This window comes from Methylophilus glucosoxydans, assembly GCF_042676145.1.
In the GTDB taxonomy this organism is placed as follows: Bacteria; Pseudomonadota; Gammaproteobacteria; order Burkholderiales; family Methylophilaceae; genus Methylophilus; species Methylophilus glucosoxydans.
In genome coordinates this window covers 327,509-348,071 of record NZ_JBHTJW010000003.1, presented here as the reverse complement: position 1 = coordinate 348,071, position 20,563 = coordinate 327,509, and the positions used below count along the sequence as shown (strand labels likewise).

Here is a 20,563-nt window from a genome sequence, read left to right as displayed (position 1 = left end):
TTGGGTCAGGTCGCTAACCGTGTAAAATAAGCACACTTTAGCAACTTCAAGAACCGCCATGTCGACAGAAAAAGAACCCATCCCCGCCGCCTCCAATTTTATCCGTGCTATTGTTGATAGAGACCTTACCGAAGAAAAATATGCCGAAAAGAAATGGGCTGGTACGCCAGGCGATGCCATGCATCACGCCAGCGGACAAACCGATTTTGCTAAAATTCGCACCCGTTTTCCGCCCGAGCCGAATGGCTATTTGCACATCGGTCATGCCAAGTCGGTGTTTCTCAACTTTGGGTTAGCGCGTGATTATGGCGGCATCTGTCATATGCGTTTTGATGACACCAACCCAGAAAAAGAAAGCCAGGAATATGTAGATAGCATCACTGAGATGGTGCGGTGGCTGGGCTTTGACTGGGACAATACGCGCCCGGATGGCAGCAAAGAAGACAATCTCTACTTTGCCAGCGATTATTTTGACTTTATGTATGCCGCTGCCGAAGCCTTGATTCAACGCGGACAAGCCTATGTCGATGCGCAAAGCGCCGATGAAATGCGCATCAACCGCGGCACGCTGACCGAACCAGGTAAAAACTCGCCATTCCGCGACCGCAGCATAGAAGAAAATCTGCGCATCTTCAGAGAAATGCGCGATGGTAAACACGCCGATGGCAGCATGGTATTGCGCGCCAAAATTGACATGGCCTCGCCCAACATCAATATGCGTGACCCCGCGATTTACCGTATCCGCCGCGCCCACCACCACAACACCGGTGACAAATGGTGCATCTATCCTATGTACACCTTCGCGCATCCGATTGAAGATGCACTGGAAACCATCACCCACTCCATCTGTACGCTAGAATTTGAAGACCAGCGCCCTTTCTACGATTGGCTGATGGACAATCTGGCTGATGCCGGGATGATTAACAAACCGGTACCTTACCAGTATGAATTTGCACGCCTCAACCTGACCTATGTGGTGCTCTCTAAACGCAAGCTGATTCAACTGGTCGAAGAAAAACACGTCACTGGCTGGGACGACCCTCGCTTGCCGACACTGGCAGGCGCGCGTCGCCGTGGCTATGCCCCTGAAGGCTTCAAACTGTTCACTGACCGCATCGGCGTGTCTAAAGCCGACTCATGGATAGAGTACAGCATCCTCGAAGACTGCATGCGCGAAGTTCTCAACGAATCTGCCCCACGCAAAATTGGCGTGCTCGACCCGATCAAACTGGTGATTGATAACTACCCAGAAGGCCAAGACGAAGACTGCTACGCCCCTAACCACCCGCAAAAACCAGACTTAGGCAAACGCGTGGTCAAACTCTCCAAAGAGTTATGGATTGAGCGCGAAGACTTTATGGAAGAACCTTCCAAAGGCTACTTCCGCCTGTTCCCCGGCAATATGGTGCGCTTGCGCTATGGCTACGTGGTCAAATGCCTCAGCTGCGAAAAAGATGCGGCTGGCAACGTCACCACCGTGCATTGCGAATACCTGCCAGACACCAAGTCAGGCACGCCAGGTGCGGATAGCGTCAAGGTCAAAGGCAATATCCACTGGGTCAGCGCCAATCACGCTTACACTACTGAAATCCGCCTGTACGATAGACTGTTTAAAGACCCACATCCAGGTAGCGGCGATAAAGACTTTTTAGAAGACATTAACCCGAATTCTGTCAAAGTGATCACTGCCCAACTGGAACAAAGCGCACAAGAGGCACAACCAGGTGATAGTTACCAGTTTGAGCGTCACGGGTATTTTGTCGCCGACAGAAAAGACAGTGTGGCTGGTAAGCCGGTGTTTAATAGGACGGTGACATTGAAGGATAACTGGCAGAAGTAGTCTTGATTGATTCGAAATCAAAAAATTAAAAACAATAAAGGGGTATCCAAATGAAAACAATCTTTGAATTAGTAAAACTAGTTTTGGATGATCTATACAAAGAAACAAAAAATGAACATTCTGGTGATGAGTCAGCGACTGACAAGGAAATTAAAGAACAGATTGAATATTTAGCTGATAATTATAAGAAACTTACTGACAAAAACTCTCCTGGCATAAATTACAAAAAGCCTGCAACACGGTTTGCTTACGTTTATAAATACGTCGCATCTCATGCTGACTATATTTTCCAATTGCTAGAAAATCTTGAATTAAAAAATCCTGACAAATTTGAGCCGATAAAAAGTATTTTTCTTAAAGATATATTGAAAATTTCTTGCATCGGTGGAGGGCCAGGGAGTGATATTGTTGGTTTATTAAAATACCTTCTCAGCTTAGATAAACAAAAGGTAAGCCGCGTAACATGTTACCTTTGTGATAAAGAGCAAGCATGGGCTGACTCATGGACTGAAATAGATAACAAAACTTCTCTAAAAGAAATCATTTTAAATACGAACTTCCAACCATTGGACGTTACTGACTCAACATCTTGGCAATATCAAAAAAAGTTCCTTGATTCTGACATCTTTACGTTGAGCTATTTCGTTTCCGAAGTATCCAGATTGGATAAAGAAGATTTAGAAAATTTCTGGGATACCATTTTCACAAAATCCAAAACAGGCTCAGCCTTTATCTTTATTGATAATGCACATACAGATTTCACAACTTACTTTGATAATAAGTGGTCTGAGAAAGGTATGAAGGTTATCTCAAGCGCCGATGCAACTGTCACCCCTAGTTCAAATGAACAATTAAGTGTTTTTGGAGAGTATTTAACAAAATTCCCCAATAAACCAAAATTAAGAAGTCAGATTTCTTTTAGACTTCTCATTAAAGAACAATAACGTTTATGGACTTATTTGAATCACCATCTGAACTAATCAAAATACCTATGTCAGATGGTGATCTCTACTCGTTGCAGTCTTTAAAATTCGACTGCTCTAACGAAGACTTATTATCCAGGTTAATTCTAGAAACCCCATGGCGCGAAGAAAAAATAACAGTATGGGGGAAAACATTTATACAACCTAGATTAATCGCCTGGTATGGAGACAAAGGTAAAAACTATACATACTCTGGCAACAAATTCGAACCTCTTGCATGGACGCCTCTTTTATTAAGTATCAAGAAAAAAATAGAAGAAGTGTGTAAAAAGAATTTCAATAGCGTCTTATTAAATTATTACAGAAGTGGATTAGATAGCTTAGGTTTTCACAGTGATGATGAACCCGAACTAGGTGAAAATCCCTCTATTGCATCTCTAAGTTTAGGCGAAACAAGAACCTTTATTTTTAAACATAAAAAAAATAAATCTATTGCTCCAATGAAAATTTATCTTACCGATGAAAGCCTAATTGTGATGGATGGAGATATACAAAAAAATTGGATCCACGGAATCCCCAAAGAGCCCCTTAAACTGGGGGCTCGTGTGAATTTAACTTTTAGGTACATATTGTAGATTGTTAGATATTAAACACGTAACTCGCCTCCTCAATCACGGCCCAACAGTTATTATTACTTCTGCGCATGATGGTAAAAGTAATATCATGGCCGCCGCTTGGGTCTGCGCTTTAGACTTTAATCCACCCAAAGTCACCGTCGTGATAGACAGCAAAACCTACACGCGTGAACTGATGGAAGCGGAAGGCACGTTTGCGATTAACCTGCCTTGCGTGCAGCAAATCGAGATGGTGAAAAAGGTGGGGAGTATCAGCGGCCGTGATTTGCCAGGCAGCGACAAGTTTGCCGAATACGGCATTGAGACCTTGGCTGCACAGGAAATCAGCGCGCCGCTGGTGAAAGATTGCGTGGCGTGGCTGGAGTGCAAAATCATCCCCGAGCCGCATAACCAGAACACTTACGACTTGTTTATTGCTGAAGTGATCGCGGCGCATGCCGATGCGCGTGTATTTAGTGATGGCCAATGGCATTTTGAGGGGCATGACGAGTTACGCACCATCCACCATATTGCGGGTGGCGTATTCTTTGCTACCGGTCAAGCCTACTAGCCTCTAACTCATGCAAAAAATCAGCCCTGCCCTGTTGGTCAGGGCTTTTTTATTGCCTGCAATCTTGTTAAAAGTTGAAACTTTTTATTTTAAATTGATGTCAATTTAATAGCCTGTAGTTGAAATAGGGGTATTACAGGCCTGATATCCCGCTTATTTCCTTTGCGGAAAACATGGATGCAAGCAGCATCTTTCAATCTAATGGACGTGAAGTCCTGCAGCATTTTTCATCATGATCAATTGCAGTTGCCAGGCCTGAGGTGCAATTGCCTTGCTTTGTGGTGAGCCAGTGGAGGTAGCCATGCGTGTGAATAAAAAAGAACCCTCAGAATCCTTGTACGTGCTGCTAATCAGCGTACATGGTTTGATTCGTGGCCAGCAACTTGAGCTGGGCGTGGATGCCGATACCGGCGGGCAATGCACTTATGTACTGGATTTGGCAAATGCGTTGGCGGAGCATCCGCAAGTCGGCAAGGTCGACCTGATGACGCGGTTGATCGACGACCCGCAGGTGGCGAGCGATTATGCGCAGCCTGAAGAGAAACTTAGCGATAAGGCGCGCATTATCCGCTTTCCATGCGGGCCCAAGCGCTACATCCGCAAAGAGTTGTTATGGCCACATCTGGATCAGATGGTGGACCGTTGCCTACACTATTTACGTCAACAAGGACGCTTGCCAGATGTGATCCATTCCCACTATGCCGACGCCGGCTATGTGGGCCGCCAGTTGTCTATGCTGCTGGGCATTCCGCTCATTCATACTGGCCATTCACTGGGCAAACCCAAGCAGGCGCGGCTGCTTTCCAGTGGCCGCAAGGCAGACAAGATTGAAAAGCAGTTTAATTTTGAGCGCCGCATTGCCGAGGAGGATGCGCTAATTCAGCATGCCTCGATGATCGTGACCAGCACACGCCAGGAGGTTGAGCTGCAATATGGCATGTATGCGCAAGCCGATCATCAGCGCTTCCGCGTCATCTCGCCCGGCACAGACACATCGCGCTTTTCGCCGCCAGGCCGCCGGGCAATGCCAGCAACGCTGGAGCAAAGTATCCATCGCTTTTTGCATGACCCGAAAAAGCCGATGATTTTGTGTATTTGCCGGCCCGAGGTGCGCAAAAACATCAAGGGCTTGCTAGCAGCTTATGGCAGCCACCCGGCGCTGCAAAAGAAGGCTAACCTGGTGCTGGTCGCCGGTAGCCGAGAGCGCATTCGAGACCTGGAAAAATCGCAGGCACAGGTGTTGAATGAATTGCTGCTGGATATTGATGCCTATGACTTATGGGGCAAAGTAGCGATTCCCAAAAGTCATGCGCAAGAAGATATCCCAGAGCTGTACCGCATGGCGGCCAAAAGCCGTGGCGTATTTATCAACGCCGCCTTTACTGAGCCTTTTGGGTTGACCTTGCTCGAAGCCGCGGCTTGCGGCCTGCCGGTGATTGCGCCAGATGATGGCGGCCCGCGCGATATTCTGGCCAATTGTCATCATGGCTTGCTGGTAGACACGCTCGATAGCGATGCGATTGCTGCCGCCCTGCTCTCAGCTCTCACGGATAAAGCACGCTGGCACAAATGGTCCAAGAGTGGTGTTTTAAATGTCAAACGCCATTACACCTGGGCGGGCCATGTGAACAAATATGTCAGAGAGGTACACCAACTGCTAAGAAAACAACGCAAAAACCTGCGCAAGCAGCAGGCCGCGCTGCATCAAGGCAAGTCACCGATCCCGCTGGCAAAATATGCGTTTATCACAGACATAGACAACACCTTGCTTGGCAACCAACAGGGGCAGCTGGACCTGGTGGAATGGCTGGTGGCCAATGTCGGCTATAACATTTTTGGCATCGCCACCGGGCGCCCGCTGGAGAGTGCGATTGAGATATTGCGTAAAAACAATATTCCTATCCCGGATGTGCTCATTACCTCCGTCGGCTCGGAAATTCACTATGGGCTCAACCGCACGCCAGATATCGGCTGGGCTAACCATATCCGCCATTTATGGCGACGTGATGACTTGCTAAAAGCGTTAGCGGAGTTGCCTGGGCTACGTCTGCAATCTGCTGAAAACCAGCGTGAATTCAAAATTTCTTATGTGGTGGATGCCAGCAAGATGCCGCCTGTGAAAAAAATCCGCCAGCATCTGCGCAAGCAGGGGCTGCACGCGCAAATCATTTATTCACACGGTGAGTTTCTGGATATCTTGCCGGTTCGCGCTTCCAAAGGCCATGCCATTCGCTATTTGTCTTACAAATGGGATTTGCCACTGGCCAACTTCTTGGTGGCAGGCGACTCTGGCAATGATATTGAGATGCTGATGGGCGACACCATGGCCGTCGTAGTGGGTAACCATAGCGAAGAACTGGCACATTTAAAAGGCATGCCACGGATCTTTTTTGCCGAGGCCACGCATGCGCACGGCATTCTGGAGGGCATGCGCCATTATAAATTCGGCAGCGCAACAGCCTGAAATAATCAGATCAACAAGGACCTTGATACATGTACGAACAAATTTCCCACGCGGTGTTGAACGAGATTCTGTCTTCGTTCAAACAACCGGCTGGCAAAGACTGGCACTATTTTTATACCCGGCTGGGCGCTAACTTTTACGCCATTTATTCGCTGTTTCAGCATCTGTATGGTCAGCGCGAAGACTTTAAGCCACAACTGGGGCGGCTGGTGGAAGTGCTGGCGACACAATATGCACAGCGCGCGCCACATTTGCGTGCAAAAGACCTGGAGCGCGAAAAAAACCATGACTGGTTTATGCAGCAAAAGTGGGTGGGTATGGCGCTCTACAGCCAGGGCTTTGCGGGCAGCCTGGCCAATATGCGTGACAAGCTGCCCTATATGCAAGATCTCGGCATCAACCTCGTCCATATCATGCCGATTTGTGACTGCCCCCCACATGAGAATGATGGCGGCTATGCAGTACGCGACTTCAGGAAAGTGGATGCGCGCCATGGCACGATGGAAGATTTGGAACAGTTGATTGCCGCCATGCAGCAGTGCGGAATCCTGCTAACGCTGGATGTGGTGGTCAACCATACCTCAGATGAGCATGCCTGGGCGCAACAAGCCAAACAAGGCAACCAGACCTATCAGGATTATTACTTCATGTATCCTGACCGCACGATGCCTGACTTATTTGAAAGCGCCATGCCGGAAGTGTTTCCTGAACAGGCCCCAGGCAGTTTTACCTTTAACGCAGACACCGGCAAATGGGTGATGACGGTCTTTAATCATTACCAGTGGGACCTCAACTACACCAACCCTGCCGTATTTATTGAGATGGTGGACATCATTCTGTTTTGGGCAAACAAGGGCGTAGATATTCTACGGCTGGATGCCGTAGCGTTTTTGTGGAAAAAAATCGGTAGCAGCTGCCAGAACGAGCGCGAAGCCCACCTGATTTTGCAATTGCTCAAGGATTGTTGCCAGATTGCAGCCCCCGGCGTGATCTTTATTGCCGAAGCGATAGTTTCGCCAACAGAAATTATCAAATACTTTGGTGAAGATGCCATCAACGCCAAGGAATGTGAAATTGCCTATAACGCCACATTTATGGCACTGCTTTGGGATGCAGTCGCCACCAAACGTACCGTATTACTGACCAAGGGCGTGGAGGACTTGCCGGAAAAACTGGACCGCGCAACCTGGCTCAATTATGTGCGCTGCCATGATGATATTGGCCTGGGCTTTAGTGATAAAGCCATTATCGAAGCCGGATTTGAACCGGTGTCACATCGCCGCTTTTTGGTCGATTATTACACCGGACATTACCCTGAATCGAATGCACGCGGCTTTGCCTTTGGCGTCAACAAAAAAACCGGCGATGCCCGTATTTCTGGCGCACTGGCCTCACTGGCCGGGCTGGAAATGGCCCTGCAAACACAGGATCCGCTGGCGATTGAAAATGCGATCAAAACCATCGTCTTGTTGCATAACCTGATTTTGTCGTTTGGCGGAATCCCGCTGATTTACTATGGCGATGCGGTTGGTACGCTCAATAACGACAGTTATCTGCAAGATGAAAACAAAATGCACGACAACCGCTGGGTACACAGACCGACACTGGACTGGGAGGTGATGGCACGCCGTCATCAGCCAGGCACCGTCGAACAACGGATTTTCAGCCAGATTAAGCAACTGATTGCGATCCGCAAGGAGACTTCAGCCTTTGCCGATTTAAACAACCGCGCGCTGATTACACAAGACAATCCGCACCTGTTCGCCTTCCACCGCTATGTACCCTCTGGCATGCATGCCAACGTGGTGGTAATTGCCAACTTTGCCACACAAGCGCAACAGGTCAACCTGCAGCCGTTTAAGCAACGCGGCCTGTTTAAAGCCAGGATGATGACGGATTTATGCAGTGGCTCAACGATCTCCACCGAGCAGGAGACTCTAGAAATCCCGACCCTGACCGCTTATTGGCTCTCCAGTTAGTGCATTTACTTTATTGATCGAAAGGAGTGTTTGACACCATGTCTTGGTTTACATACTTAGGAATAGAGCAACCTGCGGAAATACTGGCGCTGGTAAAAACCCTGCTGCGTATTTTTTTCATTATTGGCGTGGCTTATTTTCTCAACCGGCTGAGCAAAAGCCTGATTGTGAAACTCAGAGATAAGCTCAACTCCAGGCAAGTAGACAACCTGGAAGAGATCAAACGCCTCAACACGCTCAGCATGGTGCTGCGGTATATCGTCACCACCGTGATTCTGGCGATTACCGTGGTTGAAATCCTGCATGAGCTTGGGATTTCGATTGCGCCAGTACTGGCGGCAGCCGGGGTCGTTGGTTTGGCAGTGGGCTTTGGCGCGCAGAGCTTGGTCAAGGATTATTTTAATGGCTTTTTTCTGCTACTCGAAAACCAGATTCGCAAAGATGATGTCGTGGAAATTGCCGACAAAGCTGGCTTGGTGGAAGAAATTACGCTGCGTTATGTGAAGATGCGCGATTACGAAGGCAATGTGCATTATGTGCCCAATGGCCAGATCAGCACGGTAACCAATCGCTCGCGGGATTTTGCTTATGCGGTAATGGATATTGGTGTAGCTTACAAAGAGAATGTGGCACGCGTCATACAAGTCATGCTTCAAGTTGGAGCAGACTTATGTATGGACGACGAATTTAAACCTATTATTTTGGATAATCTGGAGATGGCTGGAGTCGACAATCTTGCAGACTCTGCTGTTGTCATTCGCTGTCGTTTAAAGGTACTTCCTTTACAGCAGTGGACCATCAAACGTGAGTACCTGAAACGGATCAAGAATGCCTTTGATGCAGAAGGTATTGAGATTCCCTTTCCACACCTTACGGTTTATCAAGGCAAACAGGCCGCATGATAAAAAGTGAGAAATCTTCCGCTTTCTTGTGGCTGCCAAAGTGATATTTTGACAACGCAGGTAAAACAACCTCAAGAGAATGCCAGATACACTAGGCCACAAAAATATGTAAGCCGAAGGGCTGAAGGTAGCTGATAAATTCAGATATCACAGACCCATCCAGCAAACTGAGGCATTTGTGAAAATAGAAAATTCGTCTATATGTTGTTTGCTCAATTAGTCAGTTGACGGATCACTTGTGCTAAATGCTCGGCCTGGGCTTGCACCAAACTCTGGTTCAACCCTTCGACCATCACGCGGATTTTGGGCTCAGTGCCAGAAGCGCGTAACAAGACCCTGCCTTCTCCATTAAGCGCAGCCTCAGCTTGTTGCACAGCTGTTTGCACGGCCGCCTGGTTCAAGTCCAGCTTTTGTTTGGTGGTTACATTAATCAACACCTGCGGATATAGCGTCAGGTCAGCACCCAGCTGTTGCAGGGACTTGCCGCTTTCACGCAAGGACTGCAACACCTGCAGGGCCGCAATAATCGCATCACCACTCGAGTGTTTATCCAGCGTGAGGATATGGCCAGAATTCTCCCCGCCCAGTTTCCAGTTTTTTTCCTGCAACAGCTCCAACACATAGCGGTCGCCGACATTGGCACGGCCAAACGGAATCTGATGCTTTTGCAAGGCGTGTTCCAGGGCCAAATTTGTCATGAGGGTACCGGCCACGCCGCCCTTGAGTTTGCCTTTGGCATACAGGCCCATGGCAATAATATAAAGCAACTGGTCACCATCCAGCAGCTTACCTGCACCATCGACCATCATGACACGGTCGCCATCGCCATCAAAGGCAATGCCTAAATCTGCCTGATGTTCCACCACGGCTTTTTGCAGGGCTTGCGGGTGAGTGGAACCCACCTGCTCGTTAATATTGAGGCCATCAGGATGATTGCCTATAGCGATGACGTCTGCCCCCAACTCATGGAACACCGGCGGCGCGACATGGTAGGTGGCGCCATGCGCACAATCGAGCACAATTTTGAGGCCACGCAGATCAAGGTGATTGGGAAACGTGCTTTTACAGAATTCGACATAGCGGCCCGCTGCGTCATCGACACGCTTCGCTTTGCCCAGTTGCGCGGAATCCATCACCTGCATGGGCTGGGCCAGCGCGGCCTCAATCGCATACTCGATCTCGTCCGGCAACTTGGTGCCCTGCGCAGAGAAAAACTTGATCCCGTTATCATAGTAAGGGTTGTGTGAAGCAGAAATCACAATGCCGGCCTGCGCACGCAAGGCACGCGTTAGATAGGCCACGGCAGGTGTCGGCATGGGGCCAGTCAGCAGCACATCCACCCCAGCAGCAGACAATCCGGCCTCCAGGGACGCTTCCAGCATATAGCCAGAAATCCGCGTATCTTTGCCTATCAATACTGTGGGGCGTTTACCCGCAGGCAAGTGTTCATGGCTGGCCAATACACGTCCGGCTGCATAGCCCAAGCGCATGACAAACTCTGGCGTAATCACCGACTCTCCGACGCGTCCGCGAATGCCATCTGTACCGAAATATTGCTTACCCATGTGTGTATCCTTTAATCGTTATGCTTGTGTATGGTCATGCTGAGCTGGCTATTTAAGTGCAGCAACCACCTTGAGTGCTTCAACCGTCGCCTTGACATCGTGCACGCGTAACAGATGTGCCCCTTGCATGGCACTAATTACGGCAGCAGCTACACTGGCGTGCAATCTGGCGTCGACATCGTTGCCCGTCATTTGTCCCAATACCGATTTACGCGACAGGCCAACCAGCAATGGGCAGCCCAGTTCGCTAAATTCAGGCAAAGCCTTGGCCAGGGCAATATTGTGCGCGCGCGTTTTACCAAAGCCAAAGCCTGGGTCCAGCATAATGCGGTCTTGGGCGATGCCTGCCGCCAGACACATATCACGCTGGGTCTGCAAAAACAGTTTCACCTCAGCCACCACATCCTCATAATGAGGATCCAGCTGCATGGTTTGCGGCATGCCTTGCATATGCATGATGCAAACACCGGCATCGCTCTTGGCAACCACCTCAAGCGCGCCAGGTTCCTGCAAGCCTCTCACATCATTGACGATGCTGGCGCCAGCCGCAATCGCGGCCTGCATCACGGCAGGCTTATAAGTATCAATGGAGATCGGAACGGGAATATCGCGTGCGACCAGTGCCTCTATCACCGGCACCACGCGTTGTAATTCTTCGGTCAGGGAGACAGGTGTCGCATTAGGCCGCGTAGACTCACCACCGATATCGAGCACCGCGGCGCCTTGTTCGATCAATGTCAACGCATGATGCACCGCGGCATCCACCTGCTGGAATTGACCGCCATCGGAAAAGGAGTCCGGCGTAACATTGACGATACCCATGACTTGGGGCTGGTCAAAATTGAGACGAAAACGTCCACAATGAAAGAGCATAGGTCATTGATTTCCAAAAAAACAAAGGCTGGCAAAAGCCAGCCTTGTTATTTTAACTGAAAGCCAGGTTGTCACAAACATGTGGCCAACCTGAACCTCAATCTTTAGTTAGGCTTTAGGTCTCAGTATCATCGCCTTTTGCCGTTGGTTGTGGTGCCGGGTTTACCATGGTGCCTGAACCACTGCCACCAGAACTAATGGTAGGTCCATTTTTCTGCTTGGGTGGACGCACTGGCAAACCAGCCATAATGTCATTGACCTGATCAGCATCAATGGTTTCGAACTCCATCAAGGCTTTAGTCATCGCCTCCACTTTGTCGCGGTTATCTTCAAGCAATTTGCGCGCAATCGCATATTGCTCATCCAGGATACGGCGAATTTCAGCATCGACTTTTTGCTGCGTGGCTTCTGAGACGGTCCGTGAAGACATACTGCCCATCCAGGAATCCTGCTCGCTACCTGCATAGACCATGGTCCCCAGCGAATCGGACATCCCGAACTTGGTCACCATGTCACGCGCCATTTTAGTCGCACGCTCAAAGTCATTCGAAGCGCCGGTAGACATCTGGTGCATGAAGATTTCTTCAGCAATCCGGCCACCAAACAGAATCGAGATATCTTCCAGCATTTTGTCCTTGTAATTGCTGATACGGTCATGCTCAGGCAACTGCCAGGTCAAGCCCAGCGCCCAGCCACGCGGCATAATGGTGACCTTGTGCACAGGATCCGCTTTCGGCAGCAACTTGGCAACCACCGCATGCCCGGACTCATGATAGGCCGTATTCAAACGCTCCTCTTCACGCATCACCATAGACTTGCGCTCTGGCCCCATGAAGATTTTGTCTTTGGCATCCTCAAAATCTTGCATATCTACCGTGCGTTTATTACGACGTGCAGCGAACAACGCCGCTTCGTTGACCAGGTTAGCCAGATCAGCACCACTAAAGCCTGGTGTACCACGGGCAAGAATATCCGCTCTAACATCTGGATCAATGGGCACTTTACGCATATGAACATTGAGGATTTGCTCACGACCTTTGATGTCTGGCAAGCCGACCATAACCTGACGGTCAAAACGGCCAGGACGCAATAATGCTTTATCCAGAACATCGGCACGGTTGGTTGCTGCAATCACGATCACACCGGAATTGGCCTCAAAACCATCCATCTCAACCAACATCTGGTTCAACGTTTGCTCGCGCTCATCGTTACCGCCACCCGTACCGGCACCGCGGTGACGACCGACCGCATCAATCTCATCAATAAATACGATACAAGGGGAGTTCTTTTTGGCGGTTTCAAACATGTCACGCACACGCGCAGCACCCACGCCAACAAACATTTCCACAAAGTCAGAGCCAGAGATACTGAAGAATGGGACTTTGGCTTCACCGGCAATCGCACGGGCCAGCAATGTCTTACCGGTCCCAGGCGGGCCTACCATCAATACGCCACGCGGGATGCGGCCACCCAGTTTCTGAAACTTGCTAGGATCCTTCAAGAATTCAACCAACTCAGCCACTTCTTCTTTGGCTTCATCGCAACCGGCAACATCAGCAAATGTGGTGCTGTTGTTGGATTCATCCAGTTGACGTGCCTTGCTCTTGCCGAACGAGAATGGGCCACCACCCTTGCCTCCACCTTGCATCTGGCGCATGAAGAAAATCCATACACCGATTAATAAGATCATGGGGAACCAGGAGACAAAAATGCTCATAAGCATGGACTCATGCTCTTCTGGTTTGGCTTCTACGATAACGTTATTTTTAAGCAGGTCTGATACCAACCATGGATCGGAAGGCGAGAATGTCTCATAGTTTTTGCCCTCGTTGGTAGTCACATGCAAGGAGCGACCATCAATCTGCACCTTGGCTACGCGGCCATCCTTGACCTCTTGCATGAACTGAGAGTAAACCACCTGGCCACTGCTTCTGCCCGTGCCGCTAAATTGATTAAATACCGTCATCAGCAACAAGGCAATTGCTACCCAAATCGCGATATTCTTCAGTAGATTATTCAAAGTGGTTCCTTAACTTTAAAAACGAAAGGCAGGGAGAATCCCTAAGAAAACAATGGAGGCAAAGCCCATAATTTCAAGCCTTCAATGGCATTGTATACCCATTTTTTTGCTTGTGCGATCAAACTAAACGCAAAAAAGCATTGCAATTCAAGCTTTTCGCTGCAAGCCCAGCAGATACACTTCACTGCTACGATCACGCGAGGCTTTAGGTTTACGTGTGACGACTTTGGCAAACTGGCCTCGCATTTGTTTCACAATTTCCTCAAAGCCACTGCCGATAAAGACTTTGACCAGAAAGTTGCCGCCCGGTTTCAACCAATGCTGACAAAAATCCAGGGCGAGTTCCGTCAAATAAGTCGCCCCTGCCTGATCAACATCTTTGAGTCCGCTCATGTTAGGCGCCATGTCGGCAATCACCAGATCGACCAGCTTGCCATTCAGCGAGGCCTCCAATTGCTGCAGCACCGTTTCTTCGCGAAAATCACCGCAAATAAATTCCACACCGGGAATCGGATGCATCTCCAGAATATCCAGTGCAATCACGCGGCCCTGGCCTTTGATGCGCTGGACCGCGACCTGTGACCAGCTGCCAGGTGTAGACCCCAGGTCCACTACGGTCATGCCAGGCTTGATCAATTTATCTTTATCGTCAATTTCGAGCAGCTTATAAGCAGCGCGGGCACGGTAGCCGTCTTTTTGCGCACGCTTGACGAATTCGTCATTGAGATGCTCTTGCATCCAGGCTTTACTGGTTTTGGAGGGTTTCATAGGGGGAATTCCTGCTTCATGCTAAAATGCGGTCTGTTTTCAAGGAATATTTTGCATGCAATTAAACAGCAAACAAATCGCTTATTTACGTGGTCTGGCACACAATTTAAATCCGGTAGTCATGATAGGCAACAATGGCCTGACAGACGCGGTACTCAAGGAAATCGAGGTTAGCCTCAATGCTCACGAGCTTATCAAAGTGCAAGTGGCGGGCGATGACCGCGATTTGCGTAAATCATTATTCGAAGAGATCGCCGATAAAGCGGGCGCCATCGCCGTGCACCATATCGGCAAACAACTGGTGTTTTATCGCGCCAGCGAAACCGTGAAAGCCTCAGCGAAGATCGTGATCCCCAAGCTGTAATCACGCTCACAAACACGCCTGATACAAAAAACGCGCATTCCTTTGCGCGTTTTTTTATTGGCCTCAGTTCGACTTGACCACCAACCAGACGCCTAACAAACACTCAATCATGTAAGCAATACTCGCCACACCATGCCAGGTTTTAAAGCGGCTGGCGAACACACTTTGCATCACATCGTTTGGCAGAGCACTGGCTTTGAGCTGAGCCAATAATGGCTGGATGCCAAACTCGCCAATCAGGACCAGTATCCACATGATGAGGATCACCCAGAACAGGCCTTGCTTGAATGCGGAAAAACCGTCACTCGCCAGCCGCTGGATCAACAACAACAAGCCGCTGACAAGCCCAATGTAGCTGACAATGGTAAACAACTTTCCTGCGACGTTTCCGGCCAGCATATGGTCAGGAATGGTTTTGAACAGCACACTGGCGGTGATGGCGGTCATCCACAAAGCCCCCACCCACAACGTAAGTAAGACCGGGTTTAACCATCCGGTGAGTCCTGATTGCTTGGCCATCGCTGCTACGCTCCTATTTTCTACTATTCACGCATCCCAGATGATTCAATCGCAAGGACTAAACGTAGAGTACCTCAATAATTTCGTACTCTTTCACGCCGCCTGGAGACTGGATTTCAACGACTTCACCCTCAGACTTGCCAATCAGGCCACGTGCAATTGGCGAACTGACCGAGATTTTGCCATTTTTGATATCCGCTTCGTCCTCACCCACGATCTGGTAGGTTTTGGCATCGCCAGAATCCAGGTCTTCAAATCTCACGGTCGCGCCAAACACCACACGGCCCTCTGCATTGAGCATGGTTGGATCAATGATTTGCAGATTGGACAATTTCGCCTCAAGCTCGGCAATACGGCCTTCGATAAAGCTCTGCCGTTCTTTGGCTGACTCATACTCTGCGTTCTCAGACAAGTCGCCTTGTGCCCGCGCTTCAGCGATCGCCTGGATAATATTGGGTCTATCCACCGCGCGCAAACGTTGTAATTCTTCTTTGAGCAATTCTGCACCTTTCACGGTGACAGGAATCTGATTGACTGCCATGATGAAAATACCTTCAAAAAATGAGTATAAAAAAAATAAACCACACCCGAATGAGCGTGGCTTATTTAAATATCAACTAAGCCTAGTGTATGTTAACCAAGGCGTTTGTGCAAGTCCTGCACCGAGTAGACATCCATATCCTTGCTTTGTGCCATGCCGATACAAGCGGCACGCGCACCCGCCAGGGTTGTGTAATAAGTCACCTTGTTCTGAAGCGCGCTGCGGCGAATCTCATACGAGTCAGTAATCGCCTTTTTGTCTTCTGTGACATTGACAATCAAACTGATCTCATCGTTCTTGATCATGTCGACAATATGCGGACGACCTTCAGCGACCTTGTTCACCGGTGTCACCTCCAGACCTTGCTCGGCCAGTGCACGCGCTGTGCCTTTGGTCGCCACTAGCGTGAAACCGAGTTTAACCAGGTCCTGTGCAATGTCGATCACTTTTTTGTGATCTTCGTTACGTACGCTGATAAAAGCTCTACCACCAGTAGGCATCTTCACAGAGGCCCCCAATTGTGACTTCACAAAAGCCTCGGCAAAGGTGTTCCCTACGCCCATCACTTCACCGGTCGATTTCATTTCTGGGCCCAGGATGGTATCCACGCCCGGAAACTTGATGAAGGGGAACACAGCTTCTTTCACCGAGTAATAAGGCGGAATCACTTCTTTGGTCACGCCTTGAGATTTCAGCGTCTGACCTGCCATGCAACGTGCCGCAATTTTGGCTAGCTGCAAGCCACAGGCTTTGGACACAAACGGCACGGTACGGGATGCGCGCGGGTTAACTTCGAGCACATATACCACATCGCCCTGCCCACTGTTCTGCACGGCAAACTGTACGTTCATCAGGCCTTTCACGCCCAGCGCTTTGGCCATTTGCACGGTTTGTCTGCGCAACTCATCTTGCAGGTCGTCGCTCAGGCTGTAAGGCGGCAGTGAGCAGGCAGAGTCACCAGAGTGCACACCGGCTTGTTCCACGTGCTGCATGATGCCGCCGATCAACACATCTTCACCGTCGCTCAAAGCATCCACGTCTACTTCAATCGCATCGTTCAGGAAGCGGTCCAGCAGAACTGGGGACTCATTAGATACCTTAACCGCTTCACGCATGTAGCGCTCCAACTGGCTTTGCTCATGCACGATTTCCATCGCGCGGCCACCCAGCACATAAGAAGGTCGCACCACTAACGGGTAGCCGATTTCAGTCGCCAGGCGAATCGCCTCTTCTGGCGCACGCGCTGTGCGGTTTGGCGGCTGCTTCAGGTTCAGGCTATGCAGCATTTGCTGGAAGCGTTCACGGTCTTCTGCACGGTCAATCGCATCTGGCGTGGTCCCAATGATAGGCACGCCAGCTTTTTCGAGGTCACGCGCCAGCTTGAGCGGGGTTTGGCCGCCATACTGCACAATCACGCCCACCGGTTTTTCGATGTTGACGATTTCGAGTACGTCTTCCAGTGTCACCGGCTCAAAGTAGAGACGGTCAGAGGTGTCGTAATCGGTAGAGACGGTTTCAGGGTTACAGTTGACCATAATGGTTTCGTAACCATCTTCACGCATGGCAAACGCCGCGTGCACACAGCAATAGTCAAACTCGATGCCCTGACCAATGCGGTTAGGACCACCGCCCAACACCATGATTTTTTTCTTGTCCGACGGATTGGACTCGCACTCTTCCTCATAGGTCGAGTACATATAAGCCGTGTTGGTGGCAAACTCAGCCGCACAGGTATCTACGCGCTTATAGACCGGACGCACATTAAGCGCCTGACGGAAAGCACGCACTGCATGCTGGTCTGTACTCAACAGCTTGGCCAGTCGACGGTCAGAGAAGCCTTTACGTTTGAGGCGGAACAGGGTCTCTTTGGTCAAATCCCCCAGCGACTTGCCTGACAATGACAATTCGAGTTTGATGATTTCTTCAATCTGCACCAGGAACCAGCGGTCGATTTTGGTGATATCAAACACTTCATCCACACTCATGCCCAAACGGAAGGCGTCCGCCACGTACCAGATACGCTCAGGACCGGGCTCACCCATTTCCTTGACGATACGGTCTTTGTCATCGGTGACCGAATCCAGACCATCCACACCGACTTCCAGACCGCGTAACGCTTTCTGGAAAGACTCCTGGAAGCTACGACCCATGGCCATGACTTCACCCACAGATTTCATCTGGGTCGTCAAGCGGCTATCCGCCTGCGGAAATTTCTCAAACGCAAAACGTGGCACTTTAGTGACCACGTAGTCAATCGATGGCTCAAATGAAGCCGGGGTCTGACCACCGGTGATTTCATTACGCAACTCATCCAGCGTAAAACCCACCGCCAGTTTGGCCGCGACTTTGGCAATCGGAAAGCCTGTTGCTTTGGAGGCCAACGCAGATGAGCGTGACACCCGCGGGTTCATCTCAATCACAATCATGCGGCCATCGTTCGGGTTGATGGCAAACTGCACGTTGGAACCACCGGTATCGACCCCGATCTCACGCAATACGGCCAGTGAGGCATTCCGCATGATCTGGTATTCTTTATCGGTCAGGGTTTGTGCTGGCGCAACAGTAATACTGTCACCGGTATGCACGCCCATAGGATCCAGGTTTTCAATCGAACAGATAATGATGCAGTTGTCCGCTTTGTCGCGTACCACTTCCATCTCGTATTCTTTCCAGCCCAGCAGCGACTCTTCGATCAGCAACTCGTTGGTTGGGGAGGCATCCAGGCCGCGCTCGCAAATGGCGATAAATTCTTCACGATTGTAGGCGATGCCACCACCACTGCCGCCCATGGTGAACGAAGGGCGAATAATCGCCGGATAACCAATAGTGGCCTGCACTTGCAAGGCTTCTTCGAGGCTGTGTGCAATCGCTGAACGTGCAGAACCCAGGCCAATTTTGGTCATGGCTTCTTTAAACTTCTGACGGTCTTCGGCTTTATCAATCGCCTCTTTAGTCGCGCCGATCAGTTCCACATTGTATTTCTGCAAGACGCCGTGCTTGTCCAGATCGAGGGCACAGTTCAATGCCGTTTGCCCACCCATGGTTGGCAGCAAGGCATCAGGACGCTCTTTTTCAATAATTTTTTCGACGATTTGCCAGGTAATGGGCTCGATGTAAGTCGCATCTGCCATTTCCGGGTCAGTCATGATGGTGGCTGGATTGGAGTTGACCAAAATGACCCGGTAACCCTCTTCACGCAAGGCTTTACAGGCTTGTGCGCCAGAGTAATCAAACTCACAGGCTTGACCAATGACAATCGGACCTGCACCGATAATCAGAATACTTTTAATGTCGGTTCTTTTTGCCATTAGATGGACTTTCTTTCTTGCATTAACTGGATAAAGCGGTCAAACAACACGCTCATTTCTTGCGGGCCTGGGCTGGCTTCCGGGTGTCCCTGGAAGCTAAAGGCGGGCTTGTCTGTACGCGCGATCCCTTGCAGGCTGCCATCAAACAATGACACATGCGTCACTTTGACATTGGCAGGCAGCGTCGCCGGGTCAGCCGCAAAACCATGGTTCTGGCTGGTGATATACACACGCTTGCTTTCCACATCCTGTACCGGATGGTTGGCACCGTGATGACCAAATTTCATTTTCAGGGTTTTTGCACCACTGGCCAATGCCAGCAACTGGTGGCCCAGACAGATCCCAAAGGTGGGAATGCCTGAATCCACCAAGGTTTTGATCGCTTTAATTGCGTAATCACATGGCTCAGGATCACCAGGTCCGTTAGACAGGAAAATGCCATCTGGCTGATAGGCCAAGGCTTGTTCGGCAGTTGCCTGGGCCGGCAAAACGGTGACTTTACAGCCACGTGAAACCAGCATGCGCAGAATGTTGCGTTTCACACCATAGTCAAATGCCACTACATGAAACTGTTGCTCAGCCGATTTGCTAAAGCCCGCGCCTAATTGCCATTCCTGCTCGGTAAACTCATAGGCTTGTGTACAGCTCACCACTTTAGCCAGATCCATCCCGGCAAGCCCAGGGAAGCCCTGTGCATGGGCCAATGCCTGTGCCTCATCCACATGCTCACCCGCCATAATACAGCCGGCTTGCGCACCCTTCTCACGCAAAATACGGGTCAACTTGCGCGTATCGATATCAGCAATCGCCACTACATTGTTGGTCTTGAGATAATCGGAAAGATTTTGTTCACTGCGGAAATTGCTTTCCAATAAGGGCAGGTCACGAATAATCAGACCCGCAGCATAGACTTTGCCAGATTCCACATCTTCGCTATTGGTACCATAGTTACCAATATGCGGATAAGTCAATGTGACAATTTGTTCGGTATAGGAAGGATCGGTAAGAATTTCCTGATAACCGGTGATGGAAGTATTGAACACCACCTCACCGACTGTATGACCGGAAGCGCCAATGCTCATGCCCTTAAAAACAGTTCCATCTGCTAACACTAAAATCGCTGGAATTGTTTTTGACACCTTTAGCTCCTTAAGTTTGAATCGAAACACATCTTTTGAAGGTCGCAACATGCCTGCGAGGGCCCTATGCAGCGGTGAGTAGATGTGCAAAACGGGAAAAGTTTTTTGGACTCTTCCCGTTCAGAATTGCGGCATTATAGCCTAGATTAAAGCCTCACTCAAGGGCGAGGTAT

General features: G+C 49.8%; 16 protein-coding genes. 8 read left to right on the top strand and 8 right to left on the bottom strand.

The window, feature by feature from the left end; translation table 11 throughout:
- Positions 1-58 precede the first annotated feature (58 nt).
- The 7 genes from ACFQ1T_RS13340 (at position 59) to ACFQ1T_RS13310 (ending at position 9,293) form a co-directional block, all read left to right on the top strand.
- Positions 59-1,840 carry a glutamine--tRNA ligase/YqeY domain fusion protein gene (locus ACFQ1T_RS13340; RefSeq protein WP_379077601.1) on the top strand — a complete coding sequence of 594 codons (1,782 nt, stop codon included), beginning with the start codon at positions 59-61 and terminating at the stop codon, positions 1,838-1,840.
- A gap of 50 nt (positions 1,841-1,890) precedes the next feature.
- Positions 1,891-2,784: a hypothetical protein gene (locus ACFQ1T_RS13335; RefSeq protein ID WP_379077598.1), complete on the top strand. Its 894-nt coding sequence runs from the start codon at positions 1,891-1,893 to the stop codon at positions 2,782-2,784.
- Between the two features lie 5 nt (positions 2,785-2,789).
- Entirely contained in the window at positions 2,790-3,398 is a 609-nt protein-coding gene (locus ACFQ1T_RS13330) for an alpha-ketoglutarate-dependent dioxygenase AlkB family protein (RefSeq protein WP_379077595.1), read from the top strand.
- A 1-nt stretch (position 3,399) separates the two neighbouring features.
- Positions 3,400-3,948, top strand: a complete 549-nt coding sequence (locus tag ACFQ1T_RS13325) for a flavin reductase family protein (RefSeq protein WP_379077592.1) — start codon at positions 3,400-3,402, stop codon at positions 3,946-3,948.
- A gap of 301 nt (positions 3,949-4,249) precedes the next feature.
- Positions 4,250-6,412 carry an HAD-IIB family hydrolase gene (locus ACFQ1T_RS13320; RefSeq protein ID WP_379077589.1) on the top strand — a complete coding sequence of 721 codons (2,163 nt, stop codon included), beginning with the start codon at positions 4,250-4,252 and terminating at the stop codon, positions 6,410-6,412.
- Positions 6,413-6,441: 29 nt separating this feature from the next.
- Positions 6,442-8,391, top strand: coding sequence for an alpha-amylase family protein (locus ACFQ1T_RS13315; protein WP_194747115.1), 1,950 nt, complete (start codon positions 6,442-6,444; stop codon positions 8,389-8,391).
- Positions 8,392-8,429: 38 nt separating this feature from the next.
- A complete protein-coding gene (locus ACFQ1T_RS13310) occupies positions 8,430-9,293 on the top strand; it encodes a mechanosensitive ion channel family protein (RefSeq protein WP_379077586.1) in 864 nt (287 codons plus the stop codon).
- 212 nt (positions 9,294-9,505) lie between these two features.
- On the opposite strand, the gene glmM is transcribed toward ACFQ1T_RS13310, so the two are convergent.
- From glmM to rlmE, 4 genes are all read right to left on the bottom strand, one after another.
- Positions 9,506-10,858: a phosphoglucosamine mutase gene (glmM, locus tag ACFQ1T_RS13305; RefSeq protein ID WP_194747117.1), complete on the bottom strand. Its 1,353-nt coding sequence runs from the start codon at positions 10,856-10,858 to the stop codon at positions 9,506-9,508.
- A 48-nt stretch (positions 10,859-10,906) separates the two neighbouring features.
- Positions 10,907-11,731 (bottom strand): dihydropteroate synthase, encoded by an 825-nt coding sequence (gene folP / locus ACFQ1T_RS13300; protein WP_379077583.1) that lies wholly within the window; start codon positions 11,729-11,731, stop codon positions 10,907-10,909.
- Positions 11,732-11,846: 115 nt separating this feature from the next.
- Positions 11,847-13,751, bottom strand: coding sequence for an ATP-dependent zinc metalloprotease FtsH (gene ftsH, locus ACFQ1T_RS13295; protein ID WP_194747119.1), 1,905 nt, complete (start codon positions 13,749-13,751; stop codon positions 11,847-11,849).
- 147 nt (positions 13,752-13,898) lie between these two features.
- A complete protein-coding gene (rlmE, locus tag ACFQ1T_RS13290) occupies positions 13,899-14,519 on the bottom strand; it encodes a 23S rRNA (uridine(2552)-2'-O)-methyltransferase RlmE (RefSeq protein ID WP_194747120.1) in 621 nt (206 codons plus the stop codon).
- A 55-nt stretch (positions 14,520-14,574) separates the two neighbouring features.
- Here rlmE and yhbY point away from each other — a divergent pair, with 55 nt between their 5' ends.
- Positions 14,575-14,883, top strand: coding sequence for a ribosome assembly RNA-binding protein YhbY (gene yhbY, locus ACFQ1T_RS13285; protein WP_194747121.1), 309 nt, complete (start codon positions 14,575-14,577; stop codon positions 14,881-14,883).
- Positions 14,884-14,946: 63 nt separating this feature from the next.
- On the opposite strand, the gene ACFQ1T_RS13280 is transcribed toward yhbY, so the two are convergent.
- The 4 genes from ACFQ1T_RS13280 to carA all read right to left on the bottom strand — a co-directional run bounded on the left by ACFQ1T_RS13280 (position 14,947) and on the right by carA (position 20,390).
- Positions 14,947-15,402, bottom strand: a complete 456-nt coding sequence (locus ACFQ1T_RS13280) for a DUF4149 domain-containing protein (RefSeq protein WP_379077578.1) — start codon at positions 15,400-15,402, stop codon at positions 14,947-14,949.
- Between the two features lie 58 nt (positions 15,403-15,460).
- A complete protein-coding gene (gene greA, locus ACFQ1T_RS13275; protein WP_194747123.1) occupies positions 15,461-15,943 on the bottom strand; it encodes a transcription elongation factor GreA in 483 nt (160 codons plus the stop codon).
- Positions 15,944-16,035: 92 nt separating this feature from the next.
- Complete coding sequence (carB, locus tag ACFQ1T_RS13270) at positions 16,036-19,251, bottom strand: carbamoyl-phosphate synthase large subunit (protein WP_194747124.1); 3,216 nt, start codon at positions 19,249-19,251, stop codon at positions 16,036-16,038.
- Positions 19,251-20,390 (bottom strand): glutamine-hydrolyzing carbamoyl-phosphate synthase small subunit, encoded by a 1,140-nt coding sequence (gene carA / locus ACFQ1T_RS13265; RefSeq protein WP_194747125.1) that lies wholly within the window; start codon positions 20,388-20,390, stop codon positions 19,251-19,253. Before carA ends, carB begins: the two co-directional genes overlap by 1 nt.
- Positions 20,391-20,563 lie beyond the last annotated feature (173 nt).

What these genes read in the sequence shown, in the direction of transcription:
- ACFQ1T_RS13340 (WP_379077601.1), top strand. Translation starts at nt 59, where the DNA reads ATGTCGACAGAAAAAGAACCCATCCCCGCCGCCTCCAATTTTATCCGT.
- yhbY (WP_194747121.1), top strand. Translation starts at nt 14,575, where the DNA reads ATGCAATTAAACAGCAAACAAATCGCTTATTTACGTGGTCTGGCACAC.
- glmM (WP_194747117.1), bottom strand. Translation starts at nt 10,858, where the DNA reads ATGGGTAAGCAATATTTCGGTACAGATGGCATTCGCGGACGCGTCGGA.
- ACFQ1T_RS13310 (WP_379077586.1), top strand. Translation starts at nt 8,430, where the DNA reads ATGTCTTGGTTTACATACTTAGGAATAGAGCAACCTGCGGAAATACTG.
- ACFQ1T_RS13335 (WP_379077598.1), top strand. Translation starts at nt 1,891, where the DNA reads ATGAAAACAATCTTTGAATTAGTAAAACTAGTTTTGGATGATCTATAC.
- ACFQ1T_RS13315 (WP_194747115.1), top strand. Translation starts at nt 6,442, where the DNA reads ATGTACGAACAAATTTCCCACGCGGTGTTGAACGAGATTCTGTCTTCG.
- carB (WP_194747124.1), bottom strand. Translation starts at nt 19,251, where the DNA reads ATGGCAAAAAGAACCGACATTAAAAGTATTCTGATTATCGGTGCAGGT.
- rlmE (WP_194747120.1), bottom strand. Translation starts at nt 14,519, where the DNA reads ATGAAACCCTCCAAAACCAGTAAAGCCTGGATGCAAGAGCATCTCAAT.
- ACFQ1T_RS13280 (WP_379077578.1), bottom strand. Translation starts at nt 15,402, where the DNA reads ATGGCCAAGCAATCAGGACTCACCGGATGGTTAAACCCGGTCTTACTT.
- folP (WP_379077583.1), bottom strand. Translation starts at nt 11,731, where the DNA reads ATGCTCTTTCATTGTGGACGTTTTCGTCTCAATTTTGACCAGCCCCAA.
- ACFQ1T_RS13330 (WP_379077595.1), top strand. Translation starts at nt 2,790, where the DNA reads ATGGACTTATTTGAATCACCATCTGAACTAATCAAAATACCTATGTCA.
- ACFQ1T_RS13320 (WP_379077589.1), top strand. Translation starts at nt 4,250, where the DNA reads ATGCGTGTGAATAAAAAAGAACCCTCAGAATCCTTGTACGTGCTGCTA.
- greA (WP_194747123.1), bottom strand. Translation starts at nt 15,943, where the DNA reads ATGGCAGTCAATCAGATTCCTGTCACCGTGAAAGGTGCAGAATTGCTC.